The organism is Pseudomonas sp. MPB03, assembly GCF_046605385.1.
Lineage (GTDB): Bacteria > Pseudomonadota > Gammaproteobacteria > Pseudomonadales > Pseudomonadaceae > Aquipseudomonas > Aquipseudomonas zanjanensis.
In genome coordinates this window covers 2,652,469-2,677,484 of the sequence record NZ_CP176770.1, presented here as the reverse complement: position 1 = coordinate 2,677,484, position 25,016 = coordinate 2,652,469, and the positions used below count along the sequence as shown (strand labels likewise).

The following is a 25,016-nucleotide window of genomic DNA, read 5'->3' as shown; positions in this document are numbered from 1 at the left end:
CGTTCATGGCTAAAAGTGTATTGGTTGTCGACGACTCCGCGAGCGTTCGGCAGGTGGTCGGCATCGCGTTGAAAAGTGCCGGCTATGACGTGATCGAAGCCAGCGATGGCAGGGACGCCCTGGGCAAGCTCAACGGCCAGAAAGTGCACCTGATCATCAGCGACGTGAACATGCCCAACATGGACGGCATCACCTTCGTCAAGGAGGTCAAGAAGCTGGCCAGCTACAAGTTCACGCCGATCATCATGCTCACCACCGAATCCCAGGAATCGAAGAAACAGGAAGGCCAGGCCGCTGGGGCCAAAGCCTGGGTGGTCAAGCCGTTCCAGCCGGCGCAGATGCTGGCGGCGGTCTCCAAGCTGATTCTTCCTTGATGGCCGGAGGCTTAGATGCCGTTGCACTACGAAACAACCGATGACACCGCCCAGGTGCACATCGACGGCGAGCTGACGATCTACACCGCGGCCGAACTGGCCGCGCAATGGTTGCCGCACCTGGGCGCAACACCGCGGATGGCCCTGGATCTGTCGCAGATCACCGAGATGGACGGCGCCGGTCTGCAACTGCTGTTGATGGTACAGCGCGAGGCCTCCAGGGCCGGGACTCAACTGAGCCTGACCGGCCAAAGCAAGGCCGTCACGGAAACACTTGCCCTGTGCAACCTGGTTGCCTAGGACTGCAATACGTCGGACACGACAAAGGATATGAGCGTGAGCATCAATCTCGATCAGGCACAACAGACCTTCATCGTCGAGGCACGGGAACAATTGCAGGCGATGGAAGAGTCGCTGCTGCACCTGGAAACCGACCCTGGTGACGATGACGCCATTGGCGCGATCTTCCGGGCGGCCCACACGATCAAGGGCTCGGCCGGGCTGTTCGGCCTGGAACCGATCGTCAGTTTCACCCACATCGTCGAAGACGTGCTCGATCGCCTGCGCAACGGCAGCGTCGAGGTGGACGCCGGCCTGATCGCGGTGCTGCTCAAGTCCAGCGATCACATGCTGGAACTGATCAACGTGGCCGCCAACCAGGGCGGAACGCTGCCGCCGCCGGCCCTGCAACGGGAAGTGGAGCTGTGCCAGATCCTGCAGGAGTACCAGGCGCCCTCGCCCGCCGCGGCCCCGACGCCAGCCCCTGAAACCAGCCCCAGCGAACCCGGCGAAACGCGCCTCTGGCACATCTCCCTGCGCTTCGGCCAGGACGTGTTCCGCAACGGCATGGACCCGCTGTCGTTCCTGCGCTACCTGCAAACCCTGGGTGAAATCGTCGACATCGCCACCCTGACCGACGCTCTGCCCGCCGCCGACGCCTGGGACGCCGAGTCCTGCTACCTGGGCTTCGACATCGCGTTTCGCTCGGCCGCCAGTCACGGCGCGATCAACGAAGTGTTCGACTTCGTCCGGGAAGACTGCGAAATCGACATCGTTGCCATCGATGACGCCGCCGCGCCACAGGGAAACACTGGCCTGGTCACGACCTCGCCGGAGCCGCCCGAGGAAAACACCGCGTTGGTCGCCACCGGCGAATTGCTCGGCGACCAGCGCAAGACCCCGCGCATGCCCGCCCAGATCGCCACCGACAAACAGCCGGTGACCAGCGACAGCAAGGGCAAGGACGGCACCTACGTGCGGGTCAATGCCGACAAGCTCGACGAGTTGATCAACCTGGTGGGCGAACTGGTCATCGCCAGCGCCGGTGCGAGCCTGCTGGCCCGCACCTGCCACAACGACCCGTTGCAGGAAGCCACCTCGTCCGTCTCCGGGCTGGTGGAAGAAATCCTCGACGGCGCCCTGCGCCTGCGCATGATCCCCATCGGCGAAACCTTCAACCGCTTCCGTCGGGTGGTGCGCGATGTCAGCCAGGAGCTGGGCAAGGACATCGACCTGATCATCAGCGGCGCCGAGACCGAGCTGGACAAGACCGTGGTGGAAAAAATCGGCGACCCGCTCATGCACCTGCTGCGCAACGCCATGGACCACGGCATTGAAACCGCCGAGGCCCGCCTGGCCGCCGGCAAACCGGCCAAGGGGCACCTGCACCTCAATGCGTACCACGACTCCGGCAGCATCGTGCTGGAAATCGCCGACGACGGCGCCGGCCTGAACCGTGACCGGATCCTGGAAAAAGCCCAGGAACGTGGCCTGGTGCCCCAGGGTGCCAGCCCCACCGACCAGGAAATCTACAACCTGATTTTCGAACCCGGCTTCTCCACCGCCCAGGCCGTGACCAACCTGTCGGGGCGTGGCGTGGGCATGGACGTGGTCAAGCGCAACATCACCCTGCTGCGCGGCACCGTCGACCTCGACAGCCAAACCGGCAAGGGCACCGTGGTGCGCATCCGCCTGCCGCTGACCCTGGCGATCATCAATGGATTCCTGGTGGGCATCGGTCAGTCGACTTATGTCATTCCGCTGGACATGGTCCAGGAATGCATCGAACTGAGCGAAGACGATGGGCTTGCCAGCCGCGAACAAGGCTACCTCGACCTGCGTGGCGAGGTGCTGCCCCTGGTCTACCTGCGCGATCACTTCAACCATGAAGGCCCGCCCGCACGTCGGCAGAACGTGGTGGTGGTGCGCTACGCCGAACTCAAGGCCGGGCTGGTGGTGGATGACTTGCTGGGTGAATTCCAGACCGTGATCAAGCCGCTGGGCAAGCTGTTTGGCGCCCTTCGCGGCATCAGCGGCTCGACCATCCTGGGCAGTGGCGCCGTAGCGTTGATTCTCGACGTACCGGCCCTGCTCACCCAGATCGCCCAGGCCGAAAACCGCTTCAACCCGACTCAATTACAACAAGCCAACGCTCGCTGACGCTTTTAGCAACTCCATGGAGAGGTACTTCCCAATGAAATGGTTCTACGACCTTAGAATCGCCACCAAACTGATCACTTCATTTCTTGTGGTGCTGGCGCTGACCGCCGTCATGGGGGTGTTCTCGATCATTCAACTGGGCCAGGTGAACCACACCGCCCTCGACATCCGTGAAAACTGGATGCCGTCCATGCGCGCCGCCTCGGGCATGCGCTTCTATGCGGCGAGCTATCGCCTCAAGGAAAACCGCCATATTGTCGCCGACTCCGAGCAAGAGCGAATCACCCTCGAGCAAGAAGCCGAGGAAGCCAAGAAGGCCTTCGACACGCGCCTGGACACTTACGAAAAATTGCTCTCCAGCGCTGAAGATCGGCAGGTATTCGACACCACCCGCAACGACTGGGCTGCTTATCTGGCGGTCAGCAAAGACCTCCTCGCATTGTCGCGGCAGAACCTGGCCGAGCAGGCCAATGCGATGCTCAAGGGCGAGTCCAAGCGTCGGTTCGACCTGGTGACCGGCGACCTGCAAAAACTGGTCGAGCTCAACGCGGCTGGCGCTGATGTCGCCAGTGCACACGGCACCAAGCTGTATGAAAACGCACGCCTGTCGATCATCGCCGTGCTGGTTGCCGCCCTGCTGGTGGGCCTGGGCCTGGCGCTGTTCATCTCGCGCATCATCTCCCGTCCGTTGAAACAGGCGGCGGTTGTCGCCGAACAATTGGCCGAAGGCAACCTGAACGCAAAAATCGAAGGCGGCTCCAAGGACGAAACCGGCATGGTGCTCAACGCCATGCAGAACATGGTCGGCAAGCTCTCGCACATCATCGGCGAAGTGCGTAACGCCGCGGACAACCTGGCCAGCGCCTCCGAAGAAGTCAGCGCCACCGCGCAGTCGATGAGCCAGGCCACCAGCGAACAGGCGGCCAGCGTCGAGGAAACCAGTGCCTCCATCGAGCAGATGAGCGCCAGCATCAACCAGAACACCGAGAACGCCAAGGTGACTGACGGCATGGCCAGCAAGGCCGCCAAGGAAGCCACCGACGGCGGCGAGTCCGTGCAGCAGACCGTGGTGGCGATGAAGAAAATCGCCCAGCGCATCAGCATCATCGACGACATCGCCTACCAGACCAACCTGTTGGCGCTCAACGCCGCCATCGAAGCCGCCCGTGCCGGCGAACACGGCAAAGGCTTCGCAGTGGTCGCCGCCGAAGTGCGCAAGCTGGCCGAACGCAGCCAGGTGGCTGCCCAGGAAATCGGCGAGCTGTCCTCCAGCAGCGTCGACATGGCAGAAAAAGCCGGGAACCTGCTCAACGAGATGGTCCCCTCCATCAACAAGACCTCGGACCTGGTGCAGGAAATCAGCGCCGCCTCCGAAGAACAGGCTGCCGGCGTGGCGCAGATCAACACCGCCATGACCCAGCTCAACCAGGTGACCCAACAAAACGCCTCCAGCAGCGAAGAACTGGCCGCCACCGCCGAGGAAATGAGCAGCCAGGCCGAACAACTGCAACAGGCCATGAGTTTCTTCACCTTGGACACGCCGCCCAAATCCGCCGTCCAGGTCGCTCGGATCGACAACCCCCCCGGCCCGTCCAGCCGCAAACCGGCCCGGACGCCGGCACCGGTCATGCCCAAGGCATTTGCCTACAACATGGCCAGCGCCCCGGACGAATCCGAGTTCACCCGGTTCTGATGGCCCGGTTCCACAGGCTTGCTTAAAGGAGAAAAGGCAATGGGCGCCATCGCGACCACACGTCAAACCGCCCTCGCGGTCGAGGAAGAAGCGCAATACCTGACGTTCATGCTCGGCACGGAGATGTTTGCGATCGGCATCCTGTGCATCAAGGAAATCATCGAATACGGCAACCTCACCGTGGTGCCGATGATGCCGGCCTTCGTGCGCGGGGTGATCAACCTGCGGGGCGCGGTGGTGCCGGTGGTGGATTTGTCGGCCCGTTTCGGCCGGCCGAATTCGGCAATCAGCCGGCGTTCGTGCGTGGTGATCATCGAAGCGTCCAGCGCCGACGGCCTCGCCCAGGACATCGGCTTGCTGGTGGACACGGTGTCGGCGGTGCTGGAAATCCCGGCCTCGCAGATCGAGCCGCCACCGAGCTTCGGTGCGAAGATCCGTGCCGACTTCATCAGTGGCATGGCCAAGGTCGATGGCAAGTTCGTCATCGTGCTGGAGGTGGACCGCGTACTGTCCATCGACGAAATGTCCCAACTCGCCGAAGCCAGCCCGAACGCGCTGGAAGTGGATGCCCCGTGAACGCCGATACCTGCAAGGAACGCACGCTGAACGCTCAGGCGCTCACCGACCGAGAGTTCGGCCAGTTCCAGTCCTGGCTGTACCAAGCCGCGGGCATCAGCTTGTCCGAGGCCAAGAAAGCCCTGGTGGCCGGGCGTTTGTTCAAGCGCCTCAAGCACTATGGGCTGGACAGCTACGGCGAGTATTTCAAGTTGATCATGAACGGCCAGCGCACCGATGAATTGCAGGTGGCGCTGGACCTGCTGACGACCAACGAGACCTACTTTTTCCGCGAGCCCAAGCATTTCGACTTCCTGCGCCAACACGTACTGCCCCACGCCACGCCCGGCAAGACCTTCCGCTTGTGGAGCGCGGCCAGCTCATCGGGGGAAGAACCCTACAGCCTGGCCATGACCCTCGCCGAAGGGCTGGGCACCACGCCTTGGGAAGTCATCGGTTCGGACATCAGCAGCCAGGTGCTGGCCAAGGCGCGCTCCGGGCACTACCCGATGGAACGCGCCCGCACCCTGCCCCAGCCGTTGCTGGTGAAATACTGCCTCAAGGGCACCGGCAGCCAGCAAGGCACGTTCCTCATCGACCGGGCGTTGCGCAACCGGGTCAACTTCATCCAGGTCAACCTCAACGACACCTTGCCGGAGCTGGGGGAGTTCGACGTGATCTTCCTGCGCAACGTCATGATCTATTTCGACCAACCCACCAAAAGCAAAGTGGTTGCCCGCCTGCTGCCGCGGCTCAAGCCCGGCGGCTATTTCATCGTCAGCCACTCGGAAAGCCTCAACGGTGTGTCCGATGCGTTGAAACTGGTGGCGCCCTCGATCTACCGCAAACCATGAGCGCCGCCATCAGGGACGTAGCCGAGGTGTACCTGGCGCCGGGGGAATTCCGCTTCGCCACCTGTCCGACCCGCCTGCGCACGATCCTCGGTTCTTGCGTGGCGATCACGCTGTGGCATCCCGAGCGCCGGATCGGCGGCATGTGCCACTTCATGTTGCCCAGTCGGGTGCGCTGCTCCACCGCACTGAACGGCCTCTACGCCGACGAGGCCATCGAACTGTTCATCCTCCAGGCCCGGGCGCACCACACCGACCCCGAGGATTACCAACTCAAGCTGTTCGGCGGCGGCGAGATGTTCCCCGAGCTGCAGCGCCATGTGCCCTACGGCGATGTGGCGCGGCTGAACGTCAACGCCGCGCTGGAAATGGCCGCCCTCTATCGCCTCGACCTGATCGCCCAGGACATGGGCAGCACCGGCCACCGCAGCATCATCTTCGACCTGTGCAGTGGCGATGTGTGGGTCAGGCACCAACCCATAAGGACCCGGCACTGACCATGTCAAAAAAGATCAATGTACTGCTGGTGGATGACTCTGCCGTGGTTCGCCAGGTGTTGCTGGCGATCCTCAGCGACACGCCGGACATCCACGTCATGGGCGCGGCGTCCGACCCGATTTTCGCCATGGACAAACTGGCCAAGGAATGGCCCGACGTGATCGTGCTGGACGTGGAAATGCCGCGCATGGACGGCATCACCTTCCTGAAAAAAATCATGAGCGAGCGGCCCACGCCCGTGGTGATCTGCTCGTCCCTGACGCCCCGGGGTGCGGAAACCACCTTGCAAGCGATGGCGGCTGGCGCGGTGGAAATCATCACCAAGCCCACCACCGGGCTGAAAAACTTTCTGTTGGAATCAGCGCCGGAACTGGTCTCGGCGATCCGCGCCGCGGCCCAGGTCAACGTGCGCAACCTGGGCAAGCGCCCGGCCCCGGCGGCGTTGACGCCAGCGACCAAACTCACGGCAGACGCCATGCTGCCCGCCGCCAACGGCCACGCCATGGCGCAGACCACCGAACGCATCGTCGCCCTGGGCACCTCCACCGGTGGCACCCAGGCCCTGGAAGCGGTGCTCACCGCCCTGCCCCGGGTGTGCCCAGGCATCGTCATCGTCCAGCACATGCCGGAAAAATTCACCGCTTCGTTCGCGGCCCGGCTCAACAGCCTGTGCCAGATCGAAGTGCGCGAAGCCCGCAACAACGACCGCATCCATCCGGGCCTGGCGCTCATCGCCCCGGGCGGCAAACACATGATGGTGACCCGCAGTGGCGCGTTCTATCACGTGCAAGTGGTGGACGGCCCGCTGGTCAACCGCCATCGGCCCTCGGTGGATGTGCTGTTTCGCTCCGTGGCCAAGTTCGCCGGCCGCAACGCTACCGGCATCATCATGACCGGCATGGGCGACGACGGCGCCCGCGGCCTGAAGGAAATGCTCGACGCCGGCGCCAGCACCGTGGCCCAGGACGAAGCCAGCTGCGTGGTCTTCGGCATGCCCAAGGAAGCGATCAAGCTCAATGCCGCGCAACGGGTGATGGGGTTACAGGAGATTGCCCAGGTAATCTTGCATCGATAGCCAGGGAGTGAATCAAGCATGCCCGGCACGCGACGAACGCTGTGTGACCGGGCGCAGCGCCGCAGACTCGGGCAATGAAGCGACATGGACCATGCGTGACGGGAACGCAAACTGCGTGTCGAGCGCTGCAACCGCTTCCATTATCGCCAGGTTGATCCGTTGCTGGACGTCCATGTAGACGTTGTAACTGGCGTCCAGAACGATATACACCGTCTCGAATTCCAGGGCGCTCTCGCCAAAACTTCTGAAATGACACCGGTCGAACCGGGCTTTGTCTTCATTCCTGATGATCGCTTCAACCCGTTGCGTGATCTGCCTGATCTGTTCGGTGGAGCACTCATAAGTCAGGCGAAACTCGAAGACGATCCGACGCTCCTGCAGCCGCTTGTAGTTCTGGATCGTGCTGCCGATCATATCGGCGTTGGCCATGACGATTTGCTCGCCCCCCAGGCTTCGTATCCGGGTGGTTTTCAGGCCAACGTGCTCCACCGTACCGGCGAGCGAACCCACCACGATGAAGTCGCCCACCTCGAATGGCTTGTCAACGGCGATCGACAGCGAGGCGAACACATCGCCAAGAATATTCTGCACCGCCAGTGCCACAGCGATACCACCCACGCCGAGGCTCGCCACGAAGGCCGTGATATTAACGCCAACGTTCGAGAGCATCGCGAGCAAGATCACCGCCCACAGGAGCACCCGTGCGCCCCAGAGGCTCAGGGTCGCCAAGGCACTTGCCTGGAATGTCCCGTTCGCACCATGGACCGAGAAATAGCGATGCAGCAACAGCGCCAACGCTCGGTTCGTCCATAAGCCGACCTGCAACGCCGCCACCACGAACCAAAGGCTGCTGACGCGACTGAGCCAACGTTCAGGCAAATCAAGGATGCCTATACCGACCAGAATCGACGCCAATAACAGCAGCGTGTTACTGGTCGCTGAGAGCACTTGGCTGGCAATGTAGCTGAGATGACCATTGCCCGCCTTCGCCCTCGCCTGGATTCTCCTGAACACAAACCGGATCGCGGTTTTCGCAAGCACGTAGCTGAGCACAGCCGCACAACATGCAAAGATCCAGCTAGCCAGTGAAATACCTAGAATCATGTACCCCGTGAAAAACGCCTCGAAACCCTCAATCATCGCCCCACCCTTGGAGTCCTGCGGCTACGCATGAGTGATGGAGCCGCGCCAGGTCAAACGCCGCTTGATCCCTTGCGCAAATCAAGTGGCCTGTTGGGGATTAGTCGTTATGGGCACCGCAGTGTTCAATGAAATCGTCACGTCGTCGCCAGGAAAAAGCGCCAACCACCTTGCCTATACCGGCGAAATCGTCGCCAGTACGCCGATCAAAAGCGTCAGTGCCAAAAACCCACCTAAAAAAATCGCCATCTTCGCCATGAGCACTCCTGAATCAAGAAATTGCAGTACACGGGCCGTCCGATAGGCCAACGGGTGGTTATTCTGGGGTGGGGACTGGCCGCGTTACAGAGGCACCTGAGGCAGGAAAGTACGGATCAGACGCGCACCCCAGGCCAGCACAGGGCTTGCTCAATGCGATTAACCCGAGACTGGGCCGCCGCGCACGACCGCAAACTCAAGCAGGTAAATCGCTAACGGTCCTCGATCACGGCTATGATTGCCGCTCGCCCTTCTGACAGGCGATGTCGCAGGCCACCCTCAAGGATCCAGGTATGACTTTTCTGCCGTCACGCACCACCCTCTTCGTCTCCAGCCTCCTGCTCAGCTCCCTGTGCTTTGCCGAAGGCGAGCCAACCGACGGCAGCCTCATCAAGGACTCGACCAAGGCCGCCGTTTCAACGTTCATTACCGCCGGCAAGAACCTGCTGGGCGGCGTCAGCGAAGGTGTGCTCGATGGCCGCGAATCAGCCCAAGGCACCGATGGCGCCGCGATCATTTCCTCCGGCGAACAAATGAAAGACCGCATCGCCGTTGAAGTGTTAAAGCTCGAACCCAGCGACGAAAACGTCAGCATTACCCTCGGTTTCAAGAACAGCACCGACACCCAACTGCGCGTGGTCAACCTCGGCCAGACCGGCGTGCTGCTGGCCATTGACCAGGCGGGCTACTCCAACCGCCTCACCGGCCTGGACAACCCGGACGAAGTCACCATCCCGCCGAAGACCGCCGTGCGCCAGAAGTTCGTGTTCGAAGGCATGAACGAGGCGGTCAGCACGGTGCGGATGTGGGGGGAGGATTACCCGGTCAAGAAGTAATGCCGCAGGGTGTTTGGCAAGCGTGCCTGGTTCTCGCCATGTGCACGCTAACGGCTTGCGAGTACGGCTCAGAGCCGGACCCGCTAAAAACCGCCCTGCTCGACGCGCCGCCTGAGCTCGTTTTCAAGGGCCCGCCACCACTGGGGGAACCTACCGCACGACCGATGGCCGAGGATGGAAAAAGTTGTAGCCATAACACACCCTGTGGCGAGGGAGCTTGCTCCCGCTGGGCTGCGCAGCAGCCCCAAAAAAAGCCGCTACAACATCCCCTTCATTGTCTAAACCCACGACAGCATCAACCGACTTTTGCCCCACTCCCCGGCTCAAGCCTCAACGCCACCACACTCATCAACACAATCACCGCCCCCACAATAACCATCACTGAGGGGCGCTCAGCCAGCACCAAAGAAGCCATCAACATCGCCGTGGGCGGTATCAGGTAAAGCGCCATGGAAGCGCGGCTCACGTTGCTGTGCGCCAACACGTAAGCCCAAGCAAGGTACGCCAACGCACTGGGAAAAATACCGAGAACCAACACCGCCAGATTCACCGAAGCCGAAGCCTGTCGCCCCGCGCTCAACACCCCCGGCGCAAAAATGAACAACAGAATCGTGCCCGACCAAACGGTGTAGCAAACCACGGTCAAACCGTCATAACGATGGGCATGGCGCTTCTGCAAAGCGAAATACACACTCCAGGACAGCGCCGCCAACAGGATCAATAGCCCATGGGCGTCCATGTCACCCAAGCCGCGATCCCCCGCGACCACCACGCCTGCGCCAAGCAAGCCGCACAGCACACAGCCCCATTGCCAACCACTGACCCTGTCCTTGAAGACAAAATGCGCCAGCAACGTGCTGAACAACGGCGTGGACTGGGCCAGCACACTGGCCGCCCCGGCGCTGACGCCCCGCTGGCCGTAATTGAGGGCGATGTGGTGCAAGCTGACGGCAAAGAAACCCAACACCGCCAGCAACGGCAAATCCCTGAGACGTGGCCAGGAAATACCCTTCACCATCGCAACGAAGCCCATGAACACTGACGCGATGAGAAAACGCACCAACGCCAGTTGACCCGGCTCATAAGCCTGCAAGCCAATGCGAATGCCAATCGGCGAATAGGCCCAGCAAACGATCACCAACAGCGTCGCCAGGAAAACCTTCACATCGGTTTTGCCGGAGGAACCTTCAACCCGCGCAAAACGCGTTTCCATCTAGAGTTCCTGCTCACTGGCCGATTTGCCTCGAAGTATCGAAACCACCCCACCTCAGCACAAGTGACTTAAACTCAGCCCACCATTCACTTTTGGTGAGCTATGGAACTGTCCCAACTGCGCATGCTCAAGACGGTCTGCGACACCGGCAGCATCGCCCGCGCCGCCGAAGTGCTGCACTGCGTGCCGTCCAACATCACCGCACGCCTGAAGGCCCTGGAACGGGAACTCGGCACGCCGATGTTTTTCCGCGAAGGCCGCGGGCTGCGGGTCAGCCCGGCGGGCGAAGTGTTCCTGGAGTACGCGACCAAAATCCTGAGCCTGACGGAAGAGGCCCGCCGCGCAGTCGCCCCCACCCGCGCCCCGAGTGGCCCACTGCGCATCGGCGCAATCGAGTCCAGCGCCACGGGCCGCCTGCCCCAGCTGCTCGCCAAATACCACGCGCAGTATCCGGACGTTTCACTGGAACTGAGCACCGGCACCTGGGCGCAGCTGCTGGACGATATCCAGCATCACCGGCTCGACGGCGTGATCGTCGCGGTGGACATCGAACGGCCTGGACTCAAGCGAGCCGTAATGTACCGCGAAGACCTGATGCTCATCGCCTCCGAGTCCCACGGCCCGCTGCGCAGCGCCGCCGATCTGCAAGGCAAGGCGATCTTCATGTGGCCCACGGGCTGTCCGTACCGCTTGGCGCTGGAGCAGTGGCTGTTGCGTCATGACCAAGTGCAACCGATCACCAGCATCGCCAGTTATGGCGCCATCGTTGGCTGTGTCAGCGCGGGTGCCGGCGTGTCGCTGGTGCCCCGAGGGATCTATGAGCAATACCGCCAAGGGGCGGGTTGGACAGGGTATGAATTTCCGGAGTTGACGGGGATCGATAACCTTTTCTACTGGCATGAAAACGCTGGGAGGCATCCTGCCAGGGAAGCATTTTTGACGATGCTGCAAACGGAGTTCGAAGGCTAGTTGCAGCACTGCCCCTTGTGGCGAGGGAGCTTGCTCCCGCTGGGCTGCGCAGCAGCCCCCGATCATCCTGATAAACGAAGATCCCAACATCAGCAGGAGTCAGCTTTGGAAATAGCACCCCACTTCATCCTCCACGAAACCACCCACTGGCTAGTCAACCACCACCTGGCCTCCGCCCTACCCGGCTACCTCATGCTCGGCTCCAAGCACCACGTTAACTCACTGGCCCAATTGCCCGAACCCGCACTCGCGGAGCTGGGCGGCCTGATGGCAAACATCCAGAGCGTTCTTGAAACACAACTGAACCCCAAATGGCTGTACATCAGCCGCTTCGGCCACGATCCCCGCTATCCCATCCACTTCCATTTCATCCCGGTGTACGACTGGGTCGAGGCACTGTTCTGGAAAGATGCGCGGTACAGGCTGCTGGAAACCTTTGGGGCTCAAGAAAACGCACAGACATTGACCGATGGCGCAGAGCTGACGTTGTTCATCTGGCGTGAGTTTGGCGAGAGCCCTACGCCGCCAGTGATCCAAGGGCCCTCTATCAACCAGGTAATTGAAAAGTTGCGGCAAGCATTCAGGACTCAGCCAACACCAAACCTTCCTCCAGCGCGCTGGCCATGATGTCTGCTGCAGATGCGTTGACCCAGGTCGAAATATCAGTTTCGCCCCTCGACGCAAGCCAACGTCCGACCATTTGATAGCCCAACGAGTAACCGAGCCATTTGGGTTTGTCGCCAAAACCAAAGAACCACTCGTTGTGATCGTAATATCGTGATTCGAGAATTTGCAGCCCAACCGGTGAGCGCAATAGATCGGCAGATGCGATGGCATGCTCCCAAGGCTCCGGATCAGTACCAAGCACATGCCGAACAAACTGACCGGCAAGCCCTTCGCTGACCAAAGCCTCGCCTAACGTCCAACCATAACCAGGACCGCCCATGCGCAGGCAATGGTGAACCTCATGAACAACATGCCGACGCAGTGCGCCGGTGCGTAGGCTGGAAAAGAAACTCGGATTGTCGGGATCAAGGGTCATGGTAAACATGGAACTGCGATACGCCCGTCCTACCAGACCCATTTCCGGAATGGTTTCGCCCGGTAGCCGCTGAATCAGGACATCGAGGCGCGGTGGAGGCATCAGGCGAGCAATGGCTTCGTAGGCGGCGTCAAACTCATCAACCAGTTCGTGGCGAAACTCGGCCAGACTTCCCGAGGCCTCTAGCCAGTGCAGCGTCCATTTCTCCATGTCCCTTCTCCTTGATTAATCAAAGCATCTGGCTCGATGACTCCAGGCCGCTCGCGACGGTAGATCCCCCGCCGGGCAACTGTCCAGTGTCGATCAGGTTTGACTGCGCCTCTGTCTGCCCGGTTATCTCTGGCAAAAAACTGTCTCGATTCCTACAAGGCTCTCGGAAGTAGGTGTCTTGCTCGTCGTGTTCGGTGAAATCTATAGTCATTCCCATCGCCGAATAGGGTGATCAGGTTTGGCGACCTGCGTATCGGATCAGCCCTTTAAATTAATTGGAGCAATCCCATGCAAAGATACACACCCATCACCGGCATCGACTGCACTCCCGCTTCCCTGCTCATCGACACTCAAGCCCCGCTTGACGTACTACACGCCACAGCTGATTACCGCATCCGTGTGGTGACTCAGGTGCTGGAGAACATTGCGTTTCGTTCTGAGATCACCAGCGATACGGTGGTGCTTTCGGACTTTGCACAGCTTTTGGTGATTCCGTTGCGGGATGGGTGCGATTTGCTGGAGGTGATTGGTCGGCGGCTTCAGGCGCAGGTTGAAAGCTGATGGAGCTTAGGGCGTTTAAAAAGCGCCCTTTCTCACCCTCGGCTCGGTCAGCGGTTGCGATAAAACAGATCAAAGCAGGTATTAAGAGAGGCGCACGATCCTGGACATGTGGAGAGGTGAATGACATGAGCGATAAATTCACCCCTGAGGGTATTCCTATCCTCAATCTCAACACTACGAATACTACTCGTTATGAGGCGTCGCGTTTTCTCGATAGCCCGGACGTTATAGCGACTTATTTAGCTGAAAGTATAAAACCGATAATTTCGAGAGCCTCATTCATGCTTTGGCTGAAATCGCAAAAGAAAAGACGTAAATAAGCCCCAAGGAATCGCCGCGGGCTTCGTAGATACTAGAGCTATCACCGCCTAACCGCCCCTTGATAGTCGTGGTCTGGCCCCGATTTCTCGCGCAGGGTGCTTAAGGAACTGGTTTATGAGCGACAATCTACCGAGCATTACAGAAAAACAGGCCTTCGTGTTCGAAGCGGCTATGCAAGCGGGCGTGGCACATCTCCCATGCAACTTGGAAGCACAAAGACTGCCAGGGCAAACCGAGGTGGACGAAAGCCAGCACTCGCGACCCATTCTGCTGACCGGGCAAGAAGAAAGGGAGCCACCGCACCGGGATCTAATTGGTGCCTACTTCCGGCACCTCAGGCGCATTTTTCCGACCTACAACACCGATGCCAAGCTGGCGACGCTGTTGGGGCTGTCATCGGATCGCCGGGCGTGTCCCGCAAGAGATAACTCCGGTCTTGGCCTTGGCATAGCGAGAAGGATGCGCGACGCGCAATTGGTCGCGGCATTGAACCGTCAAGAGTTCGAATGGTTATACTGGGATCAGGAAAGCTTGCGATATGTACCTTAGAGGTCACCGCATGGATCTCAGGGCAGCGCACAAAGCGCGACTTGACCCGAAAGGATGAACACCATGCAGGAATTCAATATGAGCGGCGCAGAGCTGGAAAAGGTCCACGTCGAAATCGCTAAGTTGATGGCCGAGACGAAGAAGCTCAACGCCGAAGCCGGGAAAATGACTCGCGAAACTTTCTGGTATCCAGTCGCGGTCGCCACCGGTTTGATCGGCACGGTGGCTACTGTCACCACGCTGCTGATCAAGTTCATCTAACCGGACAGGCCCCCGGCTCGGCAAAGACGATGTCCAAATTACGATACCCGAAGTGGTCCCCTACCACCAAAAAGGGACGGATACATTTAAAAGCAATTAAATCCGTCCCCTTTCTCGTTCTGACCTCCAGGAATGATCAATCCTGAGGCGCACAACCCGGCTACCAGCACCCTTGGGCTCAAGCCTACAGCTACGCGCCAAGTCGCGCGCTAGGCCAGCGCGTTTCACCTCAAACCCTCTCCCCGTCACTGATATGAATACCAAGATCACAACGACCAACTGCAAGATGCGATTTAAGCGTCAACGCCGGAATTTCATAATCGCCATGATTCTGGCGCCGAAATGGCAGAGGTTGATCACTAAAAAGCGTATCCAAGCGAGCGGCATAAGCCGTGCAAATGGATTGGAATCGGGCGGCGTCCATCTTGCTGGTCTTATAGATTGGGAAGGCCGGCATGACCGAGAAGCCAGGGTAGAAAAGCACCCCATGCTGGATGGGAAATAGCAGGTCATCCAACGCGCCGTTCACCCCTCGGCCACTGTAGTGGGATTCCCAACCGCCCATGGTGACCACCAACATGGCACGCTTGCCTGTCATGCTGCCTTCGCCGTAGCGATCGCCCCAGTGGCTTTCGCTATGTTCGCCGACACCATAGGCAAACCCGTAAGCGTAGACGCGTTCGATCCAGCCCTTGAGAATCGCGGGCATCGAGAACCACCACAGCGGAAATTGAAAGATGACGGCATCGGCCCAGAGCAATTTGGCCTGCTCTGCCTGGATGTCCGCCGGTTGGCTGCCAGCGGCAAATACACGCTGGGATTCAAGTGCCGGGTTGAAAGGCGTTTCTGCGTCATAACCTGGGGCGTCGTCCGGATCGAGGGATGCTTTCCACCCCATGCCGTAGAGATCTGAGACTTTGACCTCGTGGCCTGCTGTTTCCAGGTGAGTGATCGCAAAATCCTTGAGCGCGCCATTGAGCGAACGAGGTTCGGGGTGGGCGTAGATCAGCAGTATGTTCATGAGGGCTCCGCGTTGAGTTTGTCCCTCAGCGTAAGCATGCATCCGCTATGATAGAAATGAATTCCCGAAACACATGGTATTTGCATGCACAATAGCTTGCGCCGTCTGGATCTTAATTTGCTGGTCACATTGGATGCCTTGTTGGCCGAGCAAAATGTGACGCGGGCGGCGCGCTTGCTCAATCTCGCGCAGCCGACCGTCAGCCTGCAATTGGGCAGGCTGAGAGATCTGCTTGATGATCCGCTTTTGCTGCCTGGCCCCCGAGGGATGTCGCCCACCGAGCGAGCTCGCGAGTTGCAGGGGCCCCTGCGTGACGCGTTGGCCGCGCTGGAAAGCGCACTGAGTCCTGTTGCCGCTTTTGAACCCGGACGGTCCCATCAAACGTGGAAGATCGCCGCCAGTGATTATGCGACGACTGCCTTGATCTGGCCGTCGCTCTCGCGGCTCAGGCGCTTGGCCCCGTATACGCGGTTGGCGCTTATGAATAAACCGACTGGCGACTATGCCAAGGATCTGGAGAACGGCCTTATCGATCTGGCGCTGCACACCCGCGATGAAGCGCCCCCCAAGTTGCGTCAGCGCTCCTTGATTCATGAACGCTATGTGCTGGCCGCGCGGCGCGGCCATCCCGCGCTGGTAACCAAGCTGTCGCTCAAAGCGTTCTGCGCCCTTGAACATGCCATCATGTCACCTGATGGCGCCGGCTTCGTTGGCAGTACCGATCACGCGCTGGCAGCTGAAGGTCTGGAACGGCGAGTGGTATTGTCCGTGTCCAATTTCAACTCGCTGGTCTCAGCATTGGTGCACAGCGATTTGGTTGCGGTGGTGCCGGAAAGCCTGGTGAAACATGAGCCAGCGCTTCACGTCCAGCCACCTCCCCTCGCCATTCCCGGGTTTGAAATGCTGATGTTATGGCCCGAGCGACTGCATCGCGATCCTGCCCATATGTGGCTGCGCGAGCTTATTGCTTCGACGTTGGAAACAACCAGCGCGCAGAAATGAATGGACCGGGAGGCACACATTCAAACCATGCTATTCGGAGGGAACGATGGCCAGCCGCCCATGGCCAAAGGCCGCGCTGCCCCGCAAGCGGCCTCTGGGTACGCCCTGGTCGGCGATGGCTTCTACGACCTCGGCCATGTCGGCCAAGATACGCCGAGCGCCGCGCAGAACGTTTCAAAATATCAATGTGGCTGATTTCTGGTCACTTTGACGATAGAGTCGACCCGTAGAACTGAACATCGTAGGAGGTCGTGATGGCCAAAAAACCTAAGATCGCAGCCGCGAAAGCCCATACCGCCGAGCCAGTGAAAAATCTCGCCGCCAAACCAAAGACTGCTTCCAAAGCGAAGGCTCCCCGAGCAAAGGCCGTTGCTTCAAAGCGAATGCACAATTCTCATTCTGACGTGGCGGAACGAATGATGCAGTTAGCTCAATTCCTTTCACAGGATCCTGAAGAAGCCAAGGTGTTTGCTAAAAAGACGGGGGTCTACACTAATTCGGGCGAGCTTACGGCTGCGTATCGATAATGTGTCAAAACCTCCCGTCATTTGTTTTGGGCTTTCATGGATGTGATCGAGATGTTTATCCGGGGACAAGCTTTCGGAAAAAACTCATATACAAATCTGCATCCGTGAAATCAGCTGCATCAAAGGTTACTTTCGGCCACTGAACGATGACGGCAGTCTGTATCAAGTATAAAAAGCCAAAGCAAATAGACCCGTCCCCTTTTCTATACTGTTGGGGCTGTCATCGGATCGCCGGGTTAGGGCTTTATGAACGGCAGCAAGGCCCCGCCCAGTGGCGTTTGGCGGCGCTTCCTGGTGCTCACCGGACGTGTCCCGCAAGAGATAGACCGCATGGGTCTCATGGGCAGCGCACAAAGCGCGACTTGTGACCCGAAAGGATGAACACCATGCAGGAATTCAATATGAGCGGCGCAGAGCTGGAAGAAGTCCACGTCGAAATCGCTAAGTTGATGGCCGAGACGAAGAAGCTCAACACCGAAGCCGGGAAAATGACTCGCGAAACCTTCTGGTATCCAGTCGCGATCGCCACCGGCATGATCGGCACGGTGGCCACCGTCACCACGCTGCTGATCAAGTTCATCTAACCGGACAAGCCCCGCAGAAGCGGACCTTCTATCATCGAACCTCCATGAAAATCATAGAGCAGTACAGTCCGCTCCCCTTTTCCAGATTTGCGTTTTACACCCAGAAGTTATCAGCCACTCCGACCAATTGAACGGCCTCCTCCCCCAACGGCTCGGCAAAGACGACATCCAAATTACGATACCCGGAATAATCCCCCACCAAGCTCAACTCGAACCGAGCCCCATCCGCGTCGGCTTCGTAGCTCTTCAAATAAGTCAGGTCCTTGGCTTCATTAAAAACCACGTCCAACGTGCCGTCGTAACCATTTCCCAACCGAGTAAAGCCCAAGGCGGACACATCGATCGTGTCTTCCCCCACGGTATAGTCCATCAGGCGATCCGTGTGATTTTCGGTGGCGGTACGGTAGCTGTCGCTCAGCAAGTCGAAGCGAAACACATCGTTATTACCGCCGCCCGCCAATAGATCTCGGCCCTCTCCGCCCACCAATACATCATTCCCTAACGCGCCATACAGGCGATCATCGCCCGCGCGCCCTTCGATGATTTCGCCTCGGGCGTTGCCTTGTAGATGATCGGCCCCTTCGGTGCCCGTCAACCTGGGTTGCTGAAACAGAAGGTTGGCTTCATTCAGCGCTTGCCCCAGGTTACCGTCGAAGACCAATTCGAAACGTTCGCCATCCGCGTTGACCTCGAAACTTTTCAGGTAGGTCCGCGTCCCGCTTTCATTGACGCGTATTGCCAGGGTTCCGTCATGTCCATCACCCAGCCCGAGGAAGCCCAGGGACGAGAGATCGATCGTGTCGGTGTTGGGGTCGAAGTCGGTGATTCGGTCGCTATGGGCCGCGGTTGCGGTTCGGTAACTGTCGGTGACTGACTCATAACGGAACGTATCGGCCCCGGCGCCGCCCGTCAGCAGGTCGCGACCTTGCTGGCCATCGAGCAGATCGTTACCGGCCCCGCCAAAGATTGCATCGTCGAACGAGGCGGTACCTAGCAAGTAGTCGTCATCGCGGCCACCGTCAAGGTGGTGATAACCGTCGTCGGGATTGCCAAAGCTGTGGTCCAGGCTGCCGTCGGGGTTCAACTGAACCAACGCGGCCAGATAACCGTCCGCGCTCGTACCTTGGCTTCCCCCGATCAATAGCTTGCCGTCGGCCAGCACGATCATGTCGGCGACGGCGAAAGGAGCGCTTTCCGAGCCCCAACGTACCTGCCCCTGGTCACCGAAATCGGTGTCGAGTGAGCCGTCGACGTTGAGTCGAATGACGGTCGCTACACCGCCCGAGGCGCCCGCCAGGAGGATTTTGCCGTCATCCTGGATGACGAGGGCGTTTGCGTGAACATCCAGGGCCAGGCTGCCGCCGTTTGCAAAGCTGCTGTCCAGCGTGCCGTCCGGGTTGAGGCGGGTCAGGGTCGCTTGCCCCGTGACTAAAACCTTCCCGTCTGCCTGCAGCGAAACGTCGAGCGTGCGGCTGGGGTGAATGCCGACGGACGCTGGCAGATGCAGGACCCCAGACTCGCCGAAAGACGAGAGCAAGGTCCCCGTCGCGTCGAAGCGGGCGATGTAAATCTCCCCGGAGGGATACCCAGCGCTTGCGAAAAAGCTGCCGTCGCGTTGCACGGAGAACGACGCTTGCTGGCCAAGATCTTCATTCCAATAGAAAGGCACTGTCGCGGTGCCGCCGTTGCCGAAACTCTTATCGAGGCTGCCGTCAGCCAAGTTACGACTGATGCCCGACACCCAGGCATCGCCTACTTTCACGTAGCGCGTCACCAGGTAACCGCCTCCCGGCTGCACGGCCGCATTACCGCCGTCCTCGATATCGAGCGCCACCGGGAGAAGGGATTTACCGTCTCCACTGAAGTTGCGGTCCAGGCTGCCGTCGGCATTGAACCGGACCAGGCTACCGGTGAAGCCTGAATCCTCTTCGCCGCCGAGCCCCAGGCGACTATAAGCGCCAAGCCAGAGAGTACCGTCCGGATCGACCGCGATACCGCCGATTTTGTCCGAGCCCCATAAAGTTGTGGCGACCATGCCCGTGTTCCGCACAGCTGAAGCGGCGGGCGAAATGATCTGAGTCATGTCGATGCCTCCGATAGCTATTGTCGCCAAAGACAATAGACACGGCTCAGTCAGGTTGCCACTTTACAAGACGAAGGGAGATTCTTGGACGGCCTACTACTCTGCTATCGATGTCGTGGCCTCGGCCGACTTCCCGGCAATAGTGCCCAGGTAAAGCGACAAGACGAACCCAGGTGACGTTCCCAGGGCAATGTCGACCGGAGCGCCAGCGTCATCCGGAATCAACTGCCCGCTCGTATCCTGTTCTTCGTTCAGCGCTTGCTCGACCCGCAGGCCATATCGGATAAATTGAAGAAACCCAGGGTCGGTTATCGCGATGGCCGCCAACGGGTCCCAAAAATACAGATAAGCGCCGATACCGGGGGCGATGGTCGAGCTTTGCAGCACGTTTGTGAGGAATTGAGCAACCGGGTTGTGAATGCTGGAGAGTGCTCGCAAGAAATCCCGATCGATGCGGATCTGGTTACAAGCATTCAGCGCAACCAATTGCACTGGAACCCCGCCATCAAAAACATATTGGGTAGCAAGCGGGTCCAGGAAGATGTTCCACTCTGCGACCTTATTGGTGTAGTAGGGAGCGTCGCCCAGGGTGTCGATAATATTGCCGCCCGCGCCGGGCTGGACGTACTGCGGCAACAAATTGCCTCCCATCATCACGATGCGATCGATTTTGCTGCGCAACAAGTCTTGTAACGCGTGATCGGTTTGAGCCTGCTGAAACAAATGCCCCCAGGTCGTGCCGCCACCGATCATCAATACGGTAAATGTATGATCGGCGTTCTTCAGTGTATCCATTAAGAACGCGACCGCATCGGTCCGCGTGGGGTTCAGGTTTGTCCGTGGAAACGACGCGTCGTAATGTTGATCCGCTGCCTGGCGTGTTTCGAAGGGAAAGGTATTGCTGTACACCATGGGCCGCTGAAAGCCAGCGACAACGGGGATGCGCTCGATCTCCGGGTCATCGAACACGGTGAGAAAGTTGCTGATGTTTTCAACGCCGTGACTCAAGTGAACAGCGCCCACCCCTGTCACGGTGATGCCTTCGACCTTGACCGCAGGATGCTTCAGCAAATACGAGATCGCCATGTAGTCGTCGAAATCGACATCGGTATCGATAAGCAGGTGCGTGAGAGATTGTGCTGACATAGTGCTAGCCTCCTGGCCAATGAAGAATTCACGTCCGATATAGGTCTTCCGTCAGCGGTCGCCTCCCGCCGCAGGTACCGAGGTAACAGTAGCATCGCCCAAGATAAACGCCTGTTTATCGTCTCGCGATCCGGCCCGGCCAAGTGGCTGGGGATTTAGCTGGTCCTGATTCAGGTTTATGCCTCGTATTTTTGTCGACGCCATCAAAGCTCAAACCGTATCCGGCTCTCACGACGCTGTGCCGGCGGTAAATCCTCTCCTAGCCTAACCGCCGCCAGTAACTGCTCGACACCGACATGTATGGCATCCGCTTGCACATTGGATGGTTTGAAATCCGGCGCGTTATCAAGGCCTTGTCGGTGTGCTTGAATGATCTTCACGTCTTGGCGAATGACGATGCGGGTGTACAGATGGATGAACGGACGCAACCCTCGAAGGACCCAGCGGGGCAGTTGGAAGCGGTAGGCGATGTAGGTATAGACGCGCGACTGACGTGAATCGATTGGGGTAATTTGACTGATGATCAAAAAAGCCGAGCGCTCGCCCCACTGGTAGTCACAGCGCGTGACGTTGGGCGCAAAAAAACGGTCGGTGTGAACCAGCGGCTCGCCGTCGGGATTACTCAGCCAGTTCATCACACCAATCTTGTCGCCGTCGTCGTGATAGGTCACTTCAATGCTCCGCGCTTTACAGGCGAGCGTGGCGTCCATCGAACGACCCGTGCTGGATCTGAAGATGCCCTCGTGTACGAAGACGGTATGGGGCACGTCCATGAAGTTCTGCACCAGGCTGCCGACGTCGGCGTCAAAGGTATTGATCATGAAGTAGGTCTGCCAGCGCTTGTCGGCGTAAGCCGGCAGCCTGAATAGCGGCTTGGCCTGTGGGTCACCCGCACCGGTGTATACCCAGACCAAGCCATCGAGTTCCTGCACGGCAAAATGGCGTTGTTTATAGCGATATTCGCCTGATGTCGATGAACACTGTTTAGCGCCGAGACTGGGGATGTGGACCACTTGCCCTTGGGCATCGTAGCGCCAGCCATGGTAGGGACAGACAAGGCAATCATCGGAAACCTTGCCGGCGGACAGTCGGGTTCCCCGATGCACGCATTGGTCCAGCAACGCCGCTACCTGCCCATCACGCTGACGAAAAAGCACCAGGTTCAGGCCGAGGATTCTTGCCCGGTAAGGTTTGTTCTTGCGCAGTTCTTTCTGGGCGCAAGCCACATACCATTGTTCGAGGGTTCCATCGCAAGGCGCTTCAAGATGGGTATTCAAAGATGCCGACATGAGCTTTCCGTTAGCGCGAGAATGGCCTCGGCTGTCTCAAGCCGATTGATCAATGGACGAGGTTTGACGTCACCGGCGCGGATACCGCTTAACTCCGCCGCCTGTTGAAGTACTTGGGCCAACACATCAGCGCTGCCTTTAAGCAAGCGAACCCGAAGCGGCCCCAACTGCCCAAGTCGGCGTGCCTGGTTGTAATGAAAGGCGTTGGACAGTTCCGATTCGACCGCCAGGGCCAATGCGCCTGCATCCAGGTCGTCAGAGGTCGCAACCAGCGCGAGGTAATGCGGTGGCGTAGCCGAGGCGTTGGGGATCAGGCAAGCAGCCCCTGCCGTGGTGATGCAACGGTCAAAAATGCTTTGCACGATGTGCTCATCAAGCTTTTCTCCGACCAGATCACTGGTCACCGTCGTACGCCCCACAAACTCTACACGCGGAGTAGCCCCCAGCATGCCGACGACTCGGACTCGGTCCCCCAATGCGTAGCGATACAAGCCGCCACCGGTTGTCAGCAGGACTTGCGCGCTTTCGCCCAGGCGCAGGGAGTGGGCATTGCGTAGCGAACCGTCTTCGCAGACAAACTCAAGATAATGGCTGCCAATCGCCAAGGGACACCCCGGCTCATCACCGAATGGCACGCTGACCACTCCTTCGGTGGCAAACAGACCTTTGGGTAACCATTGCGCCTGGGGGAAGCGCGCCGCCAATGGCCTGTAGTAGTTGCGGCTGGGGCCATCCATCCAGCAACTGACGGCTGCCAGCCGTGGCCATAACTCAGTGCAGACACCTTGGGCTCGCGCACGGCGCAACGCAGACCTGCGGGCGGCGGGTAGCGCATCGTCCAGCCAAGCAAACGTCTGCTCGTGCTCAGCGGTTCCACCACCGAACACTGGCTGCAACAAACTGGTCAAGAACGTAGGACTCCAGACACTGATAAAACTCAAATCAGCGTCTGCCACCAACGCCAGGAGCGTCTGCCTACGCCAGTTGGACAGATCACCGGCAAACGCTGGAATCAACAACGTTCCGGCCAGTCCCGCAATGCTGCTGCCCTTCAGGTATTCCAGATCACTGGCTGAACCAACGGGAATACCATTAGGGCCCATCACCGGTACTTGCAAGGGGGGTGACATTGACCAGTAGCCTGAGCCATGACTGATCCCCGGGACTTGACGGTACATATCCGCAAGCCAGACGCCTAGGGCACTGTGCATTTCAGACAGGAAGTCGCGGGTATAAGGAATCGCTTTGTGCAGCGCACTGCTACCGCTCGTACGCTCGAAGAACAGCGGCGGCCGGGAAGTCAGAATCGATTCCGATTCAGTTTGAGCTCGCTCTATCCAGGGATGCAGTTGTGAGTAGGCATGAATCGGGACGTTGTCGCGAAACTGCGCTGAATCAGCGAGACCCGCAAAGTTGTGGGCACGCCCGAACGCACAATCACTGTTGGCCTTCAGCAATCGTTGCAATAGCCGCTCTTGCGCCAATTCTGGCTGCTCAAGTTGCTCGTGCCATTGATCAAGCAGGGGTTGCGCGCTTTCTATAAAGCGCTCCCACAGCGTGCGCTTGACGCCATTGTCGGCACTCATCAAAAGTAGGTCTTGGCGAGTTGCGTCAGGTCATCCGGTAGACGCTGGGGTGGCAAGAAAACCTGGAGCCAGCCAAACCACAATGGCCGGGTTTCCTTCAGGTTCGATGCCCGGTGCATCTGCTGCCAATGCAGTTGTGATTGTCGATGATGGGTGAGGTTGTAGTTAAAGTTCAGAAAGGCCCAACGGACCAGGCGCGGCGCCCTCATGTTGTAGGCCCCCTCAACCACGTCCAACGGCGTGCGCATGTGGTAGACCCACTGCAGCGAAGACCAGGAAAAAGCAAAGGCGATGTAGGTCAACAGGACGACATGCCCTTTCCACCCCAACACTGTCCCGACCGATAACCACAGCGCGACACTGGCGATCACCTCCAGCCGGATACGGCTGAAATCGCTTTTGGAAAAGTCCTTGAAGGCGGCCGCATAGGTGTTGACCTCGGCGGTTTGCGACCACCGGCCAGTGATACGCGCCGGCAGTAACGGCAACAAAAGACTGCCAATAAATGCCGCGAGCCAGATACCGCCCAGAATCGCGAAATAGTATTCGACTCGCTTGCGCAGCAACGACTCGTCTGCGCTGGCAAAATCAGCCAGTTCCGCTCGGGTGCGATTACGCGTGTGGTGCCCAAGATGGTTGATATGGATGAGCGTAGCCGACGCGCCAAACAGGGTCGAAGCCCACCACATCACGAAGTAATTCAGCTTGCTCTTACTATGGGCCAGCCCATGAAAGGCCTCGTGCATCATCGAAAAGACCCCTTGCATGACCAGGCAAAAAGGAATCAGCACAAGCCACTTGAACCACCCCGCATCCGTGGATGACAACCACGTCAGCGTCGCCCCCCAAACGAATGTCTGCAGCATCAATACACACAGATTGGCCAAGTCGTAACGACGAGAGGGTGAAGTATCACCGGAACTGCGCATAAGA

At 59.2% G+C, this 25,016-nt stretch carries 27 protein-coding genes and 1 pseudogene; 18 read left to right on the top strand and 10 right to left on the bottom strand.

The genetic code is table 11. The features are described 5' to 3' along the window. Positions 1–5: 5 nt before the first annotated feature. Genes ACLH0I_RS11995 through ACLH0I_RS11960 form a run of 8 tightly spaced genes read left to right on the top strand, consistent with a single transcriptional unit; the run spans position 6 to position 7,485 of the window. Positions 6–374, top strand: a complete 369-nt coding sequence (locus ACLH0I_RS11995; protein WP_186709275.1) for a response regulator — start codon at positions 6–8, stop codon at positions 372–374. 15 nt (positions 375–389) lie between these two features. Beyond that, positions 390–674, top strand: a complete 285-nt coding sequence (locus ACLH0I_RS11990; protein ID WP_186709274.1) for a lipid asymmetry maintenance protein MlaB — start codon at positions 390–392, stop codon at positions 672–674. Between the two features lie 36 nt (positions 675–710). Next, complete coding sequence (locus ACLH0I_RS11985) at positions 711–2,813, top strand: chemotaxis protein CheA (protein ID WP_411387173.1); 2,103 nt, start codon at positions 711–713, stop codon at positions 2,811–2,813. A gap of 34 nt (positions 2,814–2,847) precedes the next feature. After that, positions 2,848–4,506 carry a methyl-accepting chemotaxis protein gene (locus ACLH0I_RS11980; protein ID WP_411387172.1) on the top strand — a complete coding sequence of 553 codons (1,659 nt, stop codon included), beginning with the start codon at positions 2,848–2,850 and terminating at the stop codon, positions 4,504–4,506. Between the two features lie 39 nt (positions 4,507–4,545). Beyond that, complete coding sequence (locus tag ACLH0I_RS11975) at positions 4,546–5,082, top strand: chemotaxis protein CheW (protein WP_186709271.1); 537 nt, start codon at positions 4,546–4,548, stop codon at positions 5,080–5,082. Further along, a complete protein-coding gene (locus tag ACLH0I_RS11970; RefSeq protein ID WP_411387171.1) occupies positions 5,079–5,915 on the top strand; it encodes a CheR family methyltransferase in 837 nt (278 codons plus the stop codon). Before ACLH0I_RS11975 ends, ACLH0I_RS11970 begins: the two co-directional genes overlap by 4 nt. Then, on the top strand, positions 5,912–6,409 hold the full coding sequence (gene cheD / locus ACLH0I_RS11965; RefSeq protein WP_250964943.1) for a chemoreceptor glutamine deamidase CheD: 498 nt from the start codon (positions 5,912–5,914) through the stop codon (positions 6,407–6,409). The genes ACLH0I_RS11970 and cheD overlap by 4 nt, the downstream gene beginning before the upstream one ends. Before the next feature lie 2 nt (positions 6,410–6,411). Beyond that, positions 6,412–7,485, top strand: coding sequence for a protein-glutamate methylesterase/protein-glutamine glutaminase (locus ACLH0I_RS11960; protein WP_411387170.1), 1,074 nt, complete (start codon positions 6,412–6,414; stop codon positions 7,483–7,485). A gap of 12 nt (positions 7,486–7,497) precedes the next feature. Here ACLH0I_RS11960 and ACLH0I_RS11955 read toward each other — a convergent pair whose 3' ends face one another. Beyond that, positions 7,498–8,625: a mechanosensitive ion channel family protein gene (locus ACLH0I_RS11955; RefSeq protein ID WP_411387169.1), complete on the bottom strand. Its 1,128-nt coding sequence runs from the start codon at positions 8,623–8,625 to the stop codon at positions 7,498–7,500. A gap of 109 nt (positions 8,626–8,734) precedes the next feature. On the opposite strand from ACLH0I_RS11955, the gene ACLH0I_RS11950 reads away from it, so the two are divergent. Both ACLH0I_RS11950 and ACLH0I_RS11945 read left to right on the top strand, forming a co-directional pair. Further along, positions 8,735–8,929, top strand: coding sequence for a hypothetical protein (locus tag ACLH0I_RS11950; protein ID WP_186709262.1), 195 nt, complete (start codon positions 8,735–8,737; stop codon positions 8,927–8,929). Positions 8,930–9,176: 247 nt separating this feature from the next. Beyond that, positions 9,177–9,719 carry a hypothetical protein gene (locus ACLH0I_RS11945; RefSeq protein ID WP_186729690.1) on the top strand — a complete coding sequence of 181 codons (543 nt, stop codon included), beginning with the start codon at positions 9,177–9,179 and terminating at the stop codon, positions 9,717–9,719. A gap of 295 nt (positions 9,720–10,014) precedes the next feature. Here ACLH0I_RS11945 and ACLH0I_RS11940 read toward each other — a convergent pair whose 3' ends face one another. Continuing rightward, positions 10,015–10,932 carry a DMT family transporter gene (locus tag ACLH0I_RS11940; RefSeq protein ID WP_411387168.1) on the bottom strand — a complete coding sequence of 306 codons (918 nt, stop codon included), beginning with the start codon at positions 10,930–10,932 and terminating at the stop codon, positions 10,015–10,017. A gap of 102 nt (positions 10,933–11,034) precedes the next feature. Between ACLH0I_RS11940 and ACLH0I_RS11935 the strand changes: the two genes are divergently transcribed. Then, the gene (locus ACLH0I_RS11935; RefSeq protein ID WP_411387167.1) at positions 11,035–11,901 is read left to right on the top strand and encodes a LysR family transcriptional regulator; all 867 of its coding nucleotides are present in this window, start codon (positions 11,035–11,037) and stop codon (positions 11,899–11,901) included. Positions 11,902–12,006: 105 nt separating this feature from the next. Beyond that, the gene (locus tag ACLH0I_RS11930; RefSeq protein ID WP_411387166.1) at positions 12,007–12,528 is read left to right on the top strand and encodes an HIT family protein; all 522 of its coding nucleotides are present in this window, start codon (positions 12,007–12,009) and stop codon (positions 12,526–12,528) included. On the opposite strand, the gene ACLH0I_RS11925 is transcribed toward ACLH0I_RS11930, so the two are convergent. Continuing rightward, positions 12,482–13,153, bottom strand: a complete 672-nt coding sequence (locus ACLH0I_RS11925) for a DUF2268 domain-containing putative Zn-dependent protease (RefSeq protein ID WP_411387165.1) — start codon at positions 13,151–13,153, stop codon at positions 12,482–12,484. The genes ACLH0I_RS11930 and ACLH0I_RS11925 overlap by 47 nt on opposite strands. Before the next feature lie 288 nt (positions 13,154–13,441). Here ACLH0I_RS11925 and ACLH0I_RS11920 point away from each other — a divergent pair, with 288 nt between their 5' ends. From ACLH0I_RS11920 to ACLH0I_RS11910, 3 genes are all read left to right on the top strand, one after another. Beyond that, entirely contained in the window at positions 13,442–13,714 is a 273-nt protein-coding gene (locus ACLH0I_RS11920; RefSeq protein WP_018601122.1) for a hypothetical protein, read from the top strand. Positions 13,715–14,149: 435 nt separating this feature from the next. After that, positions 14,150–14,584 carry a hypothetical protein gene (locus ACLH0I_RS11915; RefSeq protein WP_411387164.1) on the top strand — a complete coding sequence of 145 codons (435 nt, stop codon included), beginning with the start codon at positions 14,150–14,152 and terminating at the stop codon, positions 14,582–14,584. 78 nt (positions 14,585–14,662) lie between these two features. Then, positions 14,663–14,845, top strand: a complete 183-nt coding sequence (locus ACLH0I_RS11910; RefSeq protein WP_186709347.1) for a hypothetical protein — start codon at positions 14,663–14,665, stop codon at positions 14,843–14,845. Positions 14,846–15,074: 229 nt separating this feature from the next. Here ACLH0I_RS11910 and ACLH0I_RS11905 read toward each other — a convergent pair whose 3' ends face one another. Continuing rightward, positions 15,075–15,866 (bottom strand): NAD(P)H-dependent oxidoreductase, encoded by a 792-nt coding sequence (locus ACLH0I_RS11905; protein ID WP_411387163.1) that lies wholly within the window; start codon positions 15,864–15,866, stop codon positions 15,075–15,077. Positions 15,867–15,950: 84 nt separating this feature from the next. Between ACLH0I_RS11905 and ACLH0I_RS11900 the strand changes: the two genes are divergently transcribed. Further along, positions 15,951–16,868: a LysR family transcriptional regulator gene (locus tag ACLH0I_RS11900; protein WP_411387162.1), complete on the top strand. Its 918-nt coding sequence runs from the start codon at positions 15,951–15,953 to the stop codon at positions 16,866–16,868. A gap of 39 nt (positions 16,869–16,907) precedes the next feature. Here the strand turns inward: ACLH0I_RS11900 and ACLH0I_RS11895 are convergent. Continuing rightward, positions 16,908–17,036: pseudogene (locus ACLH0I_RS11895) on the bottom strand (LysR family transcriptional regulator); the annotation flags it as partial. A gap of 86 nt (positions 17,037–17,122) precedes the next feature. Between ACLH0I_RS11895 and ACLH0I_RS11890 the strand changes: the two are divergent. Both ACLH0I_RS11890 and ACLH0I_RS11885 read left to right on the top strand, forming a co-directional pair. Further along, positions 17,123–17,395, top strand: a complete 273-nt coding sequence (locus tag ACLH0I_RS11890; protein ID WP_411387161.1) for a hypothetical protein — start codon at positions 17,123–17,125, stop codon at positions 17,393–17,395. Between the two features lie 401 nt (positions 17,396–17,796). Continuing rightward, positions 17,797–17,979, top strand: coding sequence for a hypothetical protein (locus tag ACLH0I_RS11885; protein ID WP_411387492.1), 183 nt, complete (start codon positions 17,797–17,799; stop codon positions 17,977–17,979). A 94-nt stretch (positions 17,980–18,073) separates the two neighbouring features. Here ACLH0I_RS11885 and ACLH0I_RS11880 read toward each other — a convergent pair whose 3' ends face one another. The 5 genes from ACLH0I_RS11880 to ACLH0I_RS11860 form a co-directional block, all read right to left on the bottom strand. After that, entirely contained in the window at positions 18,074–20,062 is a 1,989-nt protein-coding gene (locus ACLH0I_RS11880; protein WP_411387160.1) for a M10 family metallopeptidase C-terminal domain-containing protein, read from the bottom strand. A gap of 96 nt (positions 20,063–20,158) precedes the next feature. Then, positions 20,159–21,208 carry a nucleoside hydrolase gene (locus tag ACLH0I_RS11875; protein WP_411387159.1) on the bottom strand — a complete coding sequence of 350 codons (1,050 nt, stop codon included), beginning with the start codon at positions 21,206–21,208 and terminating at the stop codon, positions 20,159–20,161. A gap of 203 nt (positions 21,209–21,411) precedes the next feature. Next, the gene (locus ACLH0I_RS11870; RefSeq protein WP_411387158.1) at positions 21,412–22,497 is read right to left on the bottom strand and encodes a Rieske 2Fe-2S domain-containing protein; all 1,086 of its coding nucleotides are present in this window, start codon (positions 22,495–22,497) and stop codon (positions 21,412–21,414) included. Continuing rightward, entirely contained in the window at positions 22,482–24,083 is a 1,602-nt protein-coding gene (locus ACLH0I_RS11865; protein WP_411387157.1) for a GH3 auxin-responsive promoter family protein, read from the bottom strand. Before ACLH0I_RS11865 ends, ACLH0I_RS11870 begins: the two co-directional genes overlap by 16 nt. Continuing rightward, positions 24,083–25,012, bottom strand: a complete 930-nt coding sequence (locus ACLH0I_RS11860) for a fatty acid desaturase family protein (RefSeq protein ID WP_411387156.1) — start codon at positions 25,010–25,012, stop codon at positions 24,083–24,085. Before ACLH0I_RS11860 ends, ACLH0I_RS11865 begins: the two co-directional genes overlap by 1 nt. Positions 25,013–25,016 lie beyond the last annotated feature (4 nt).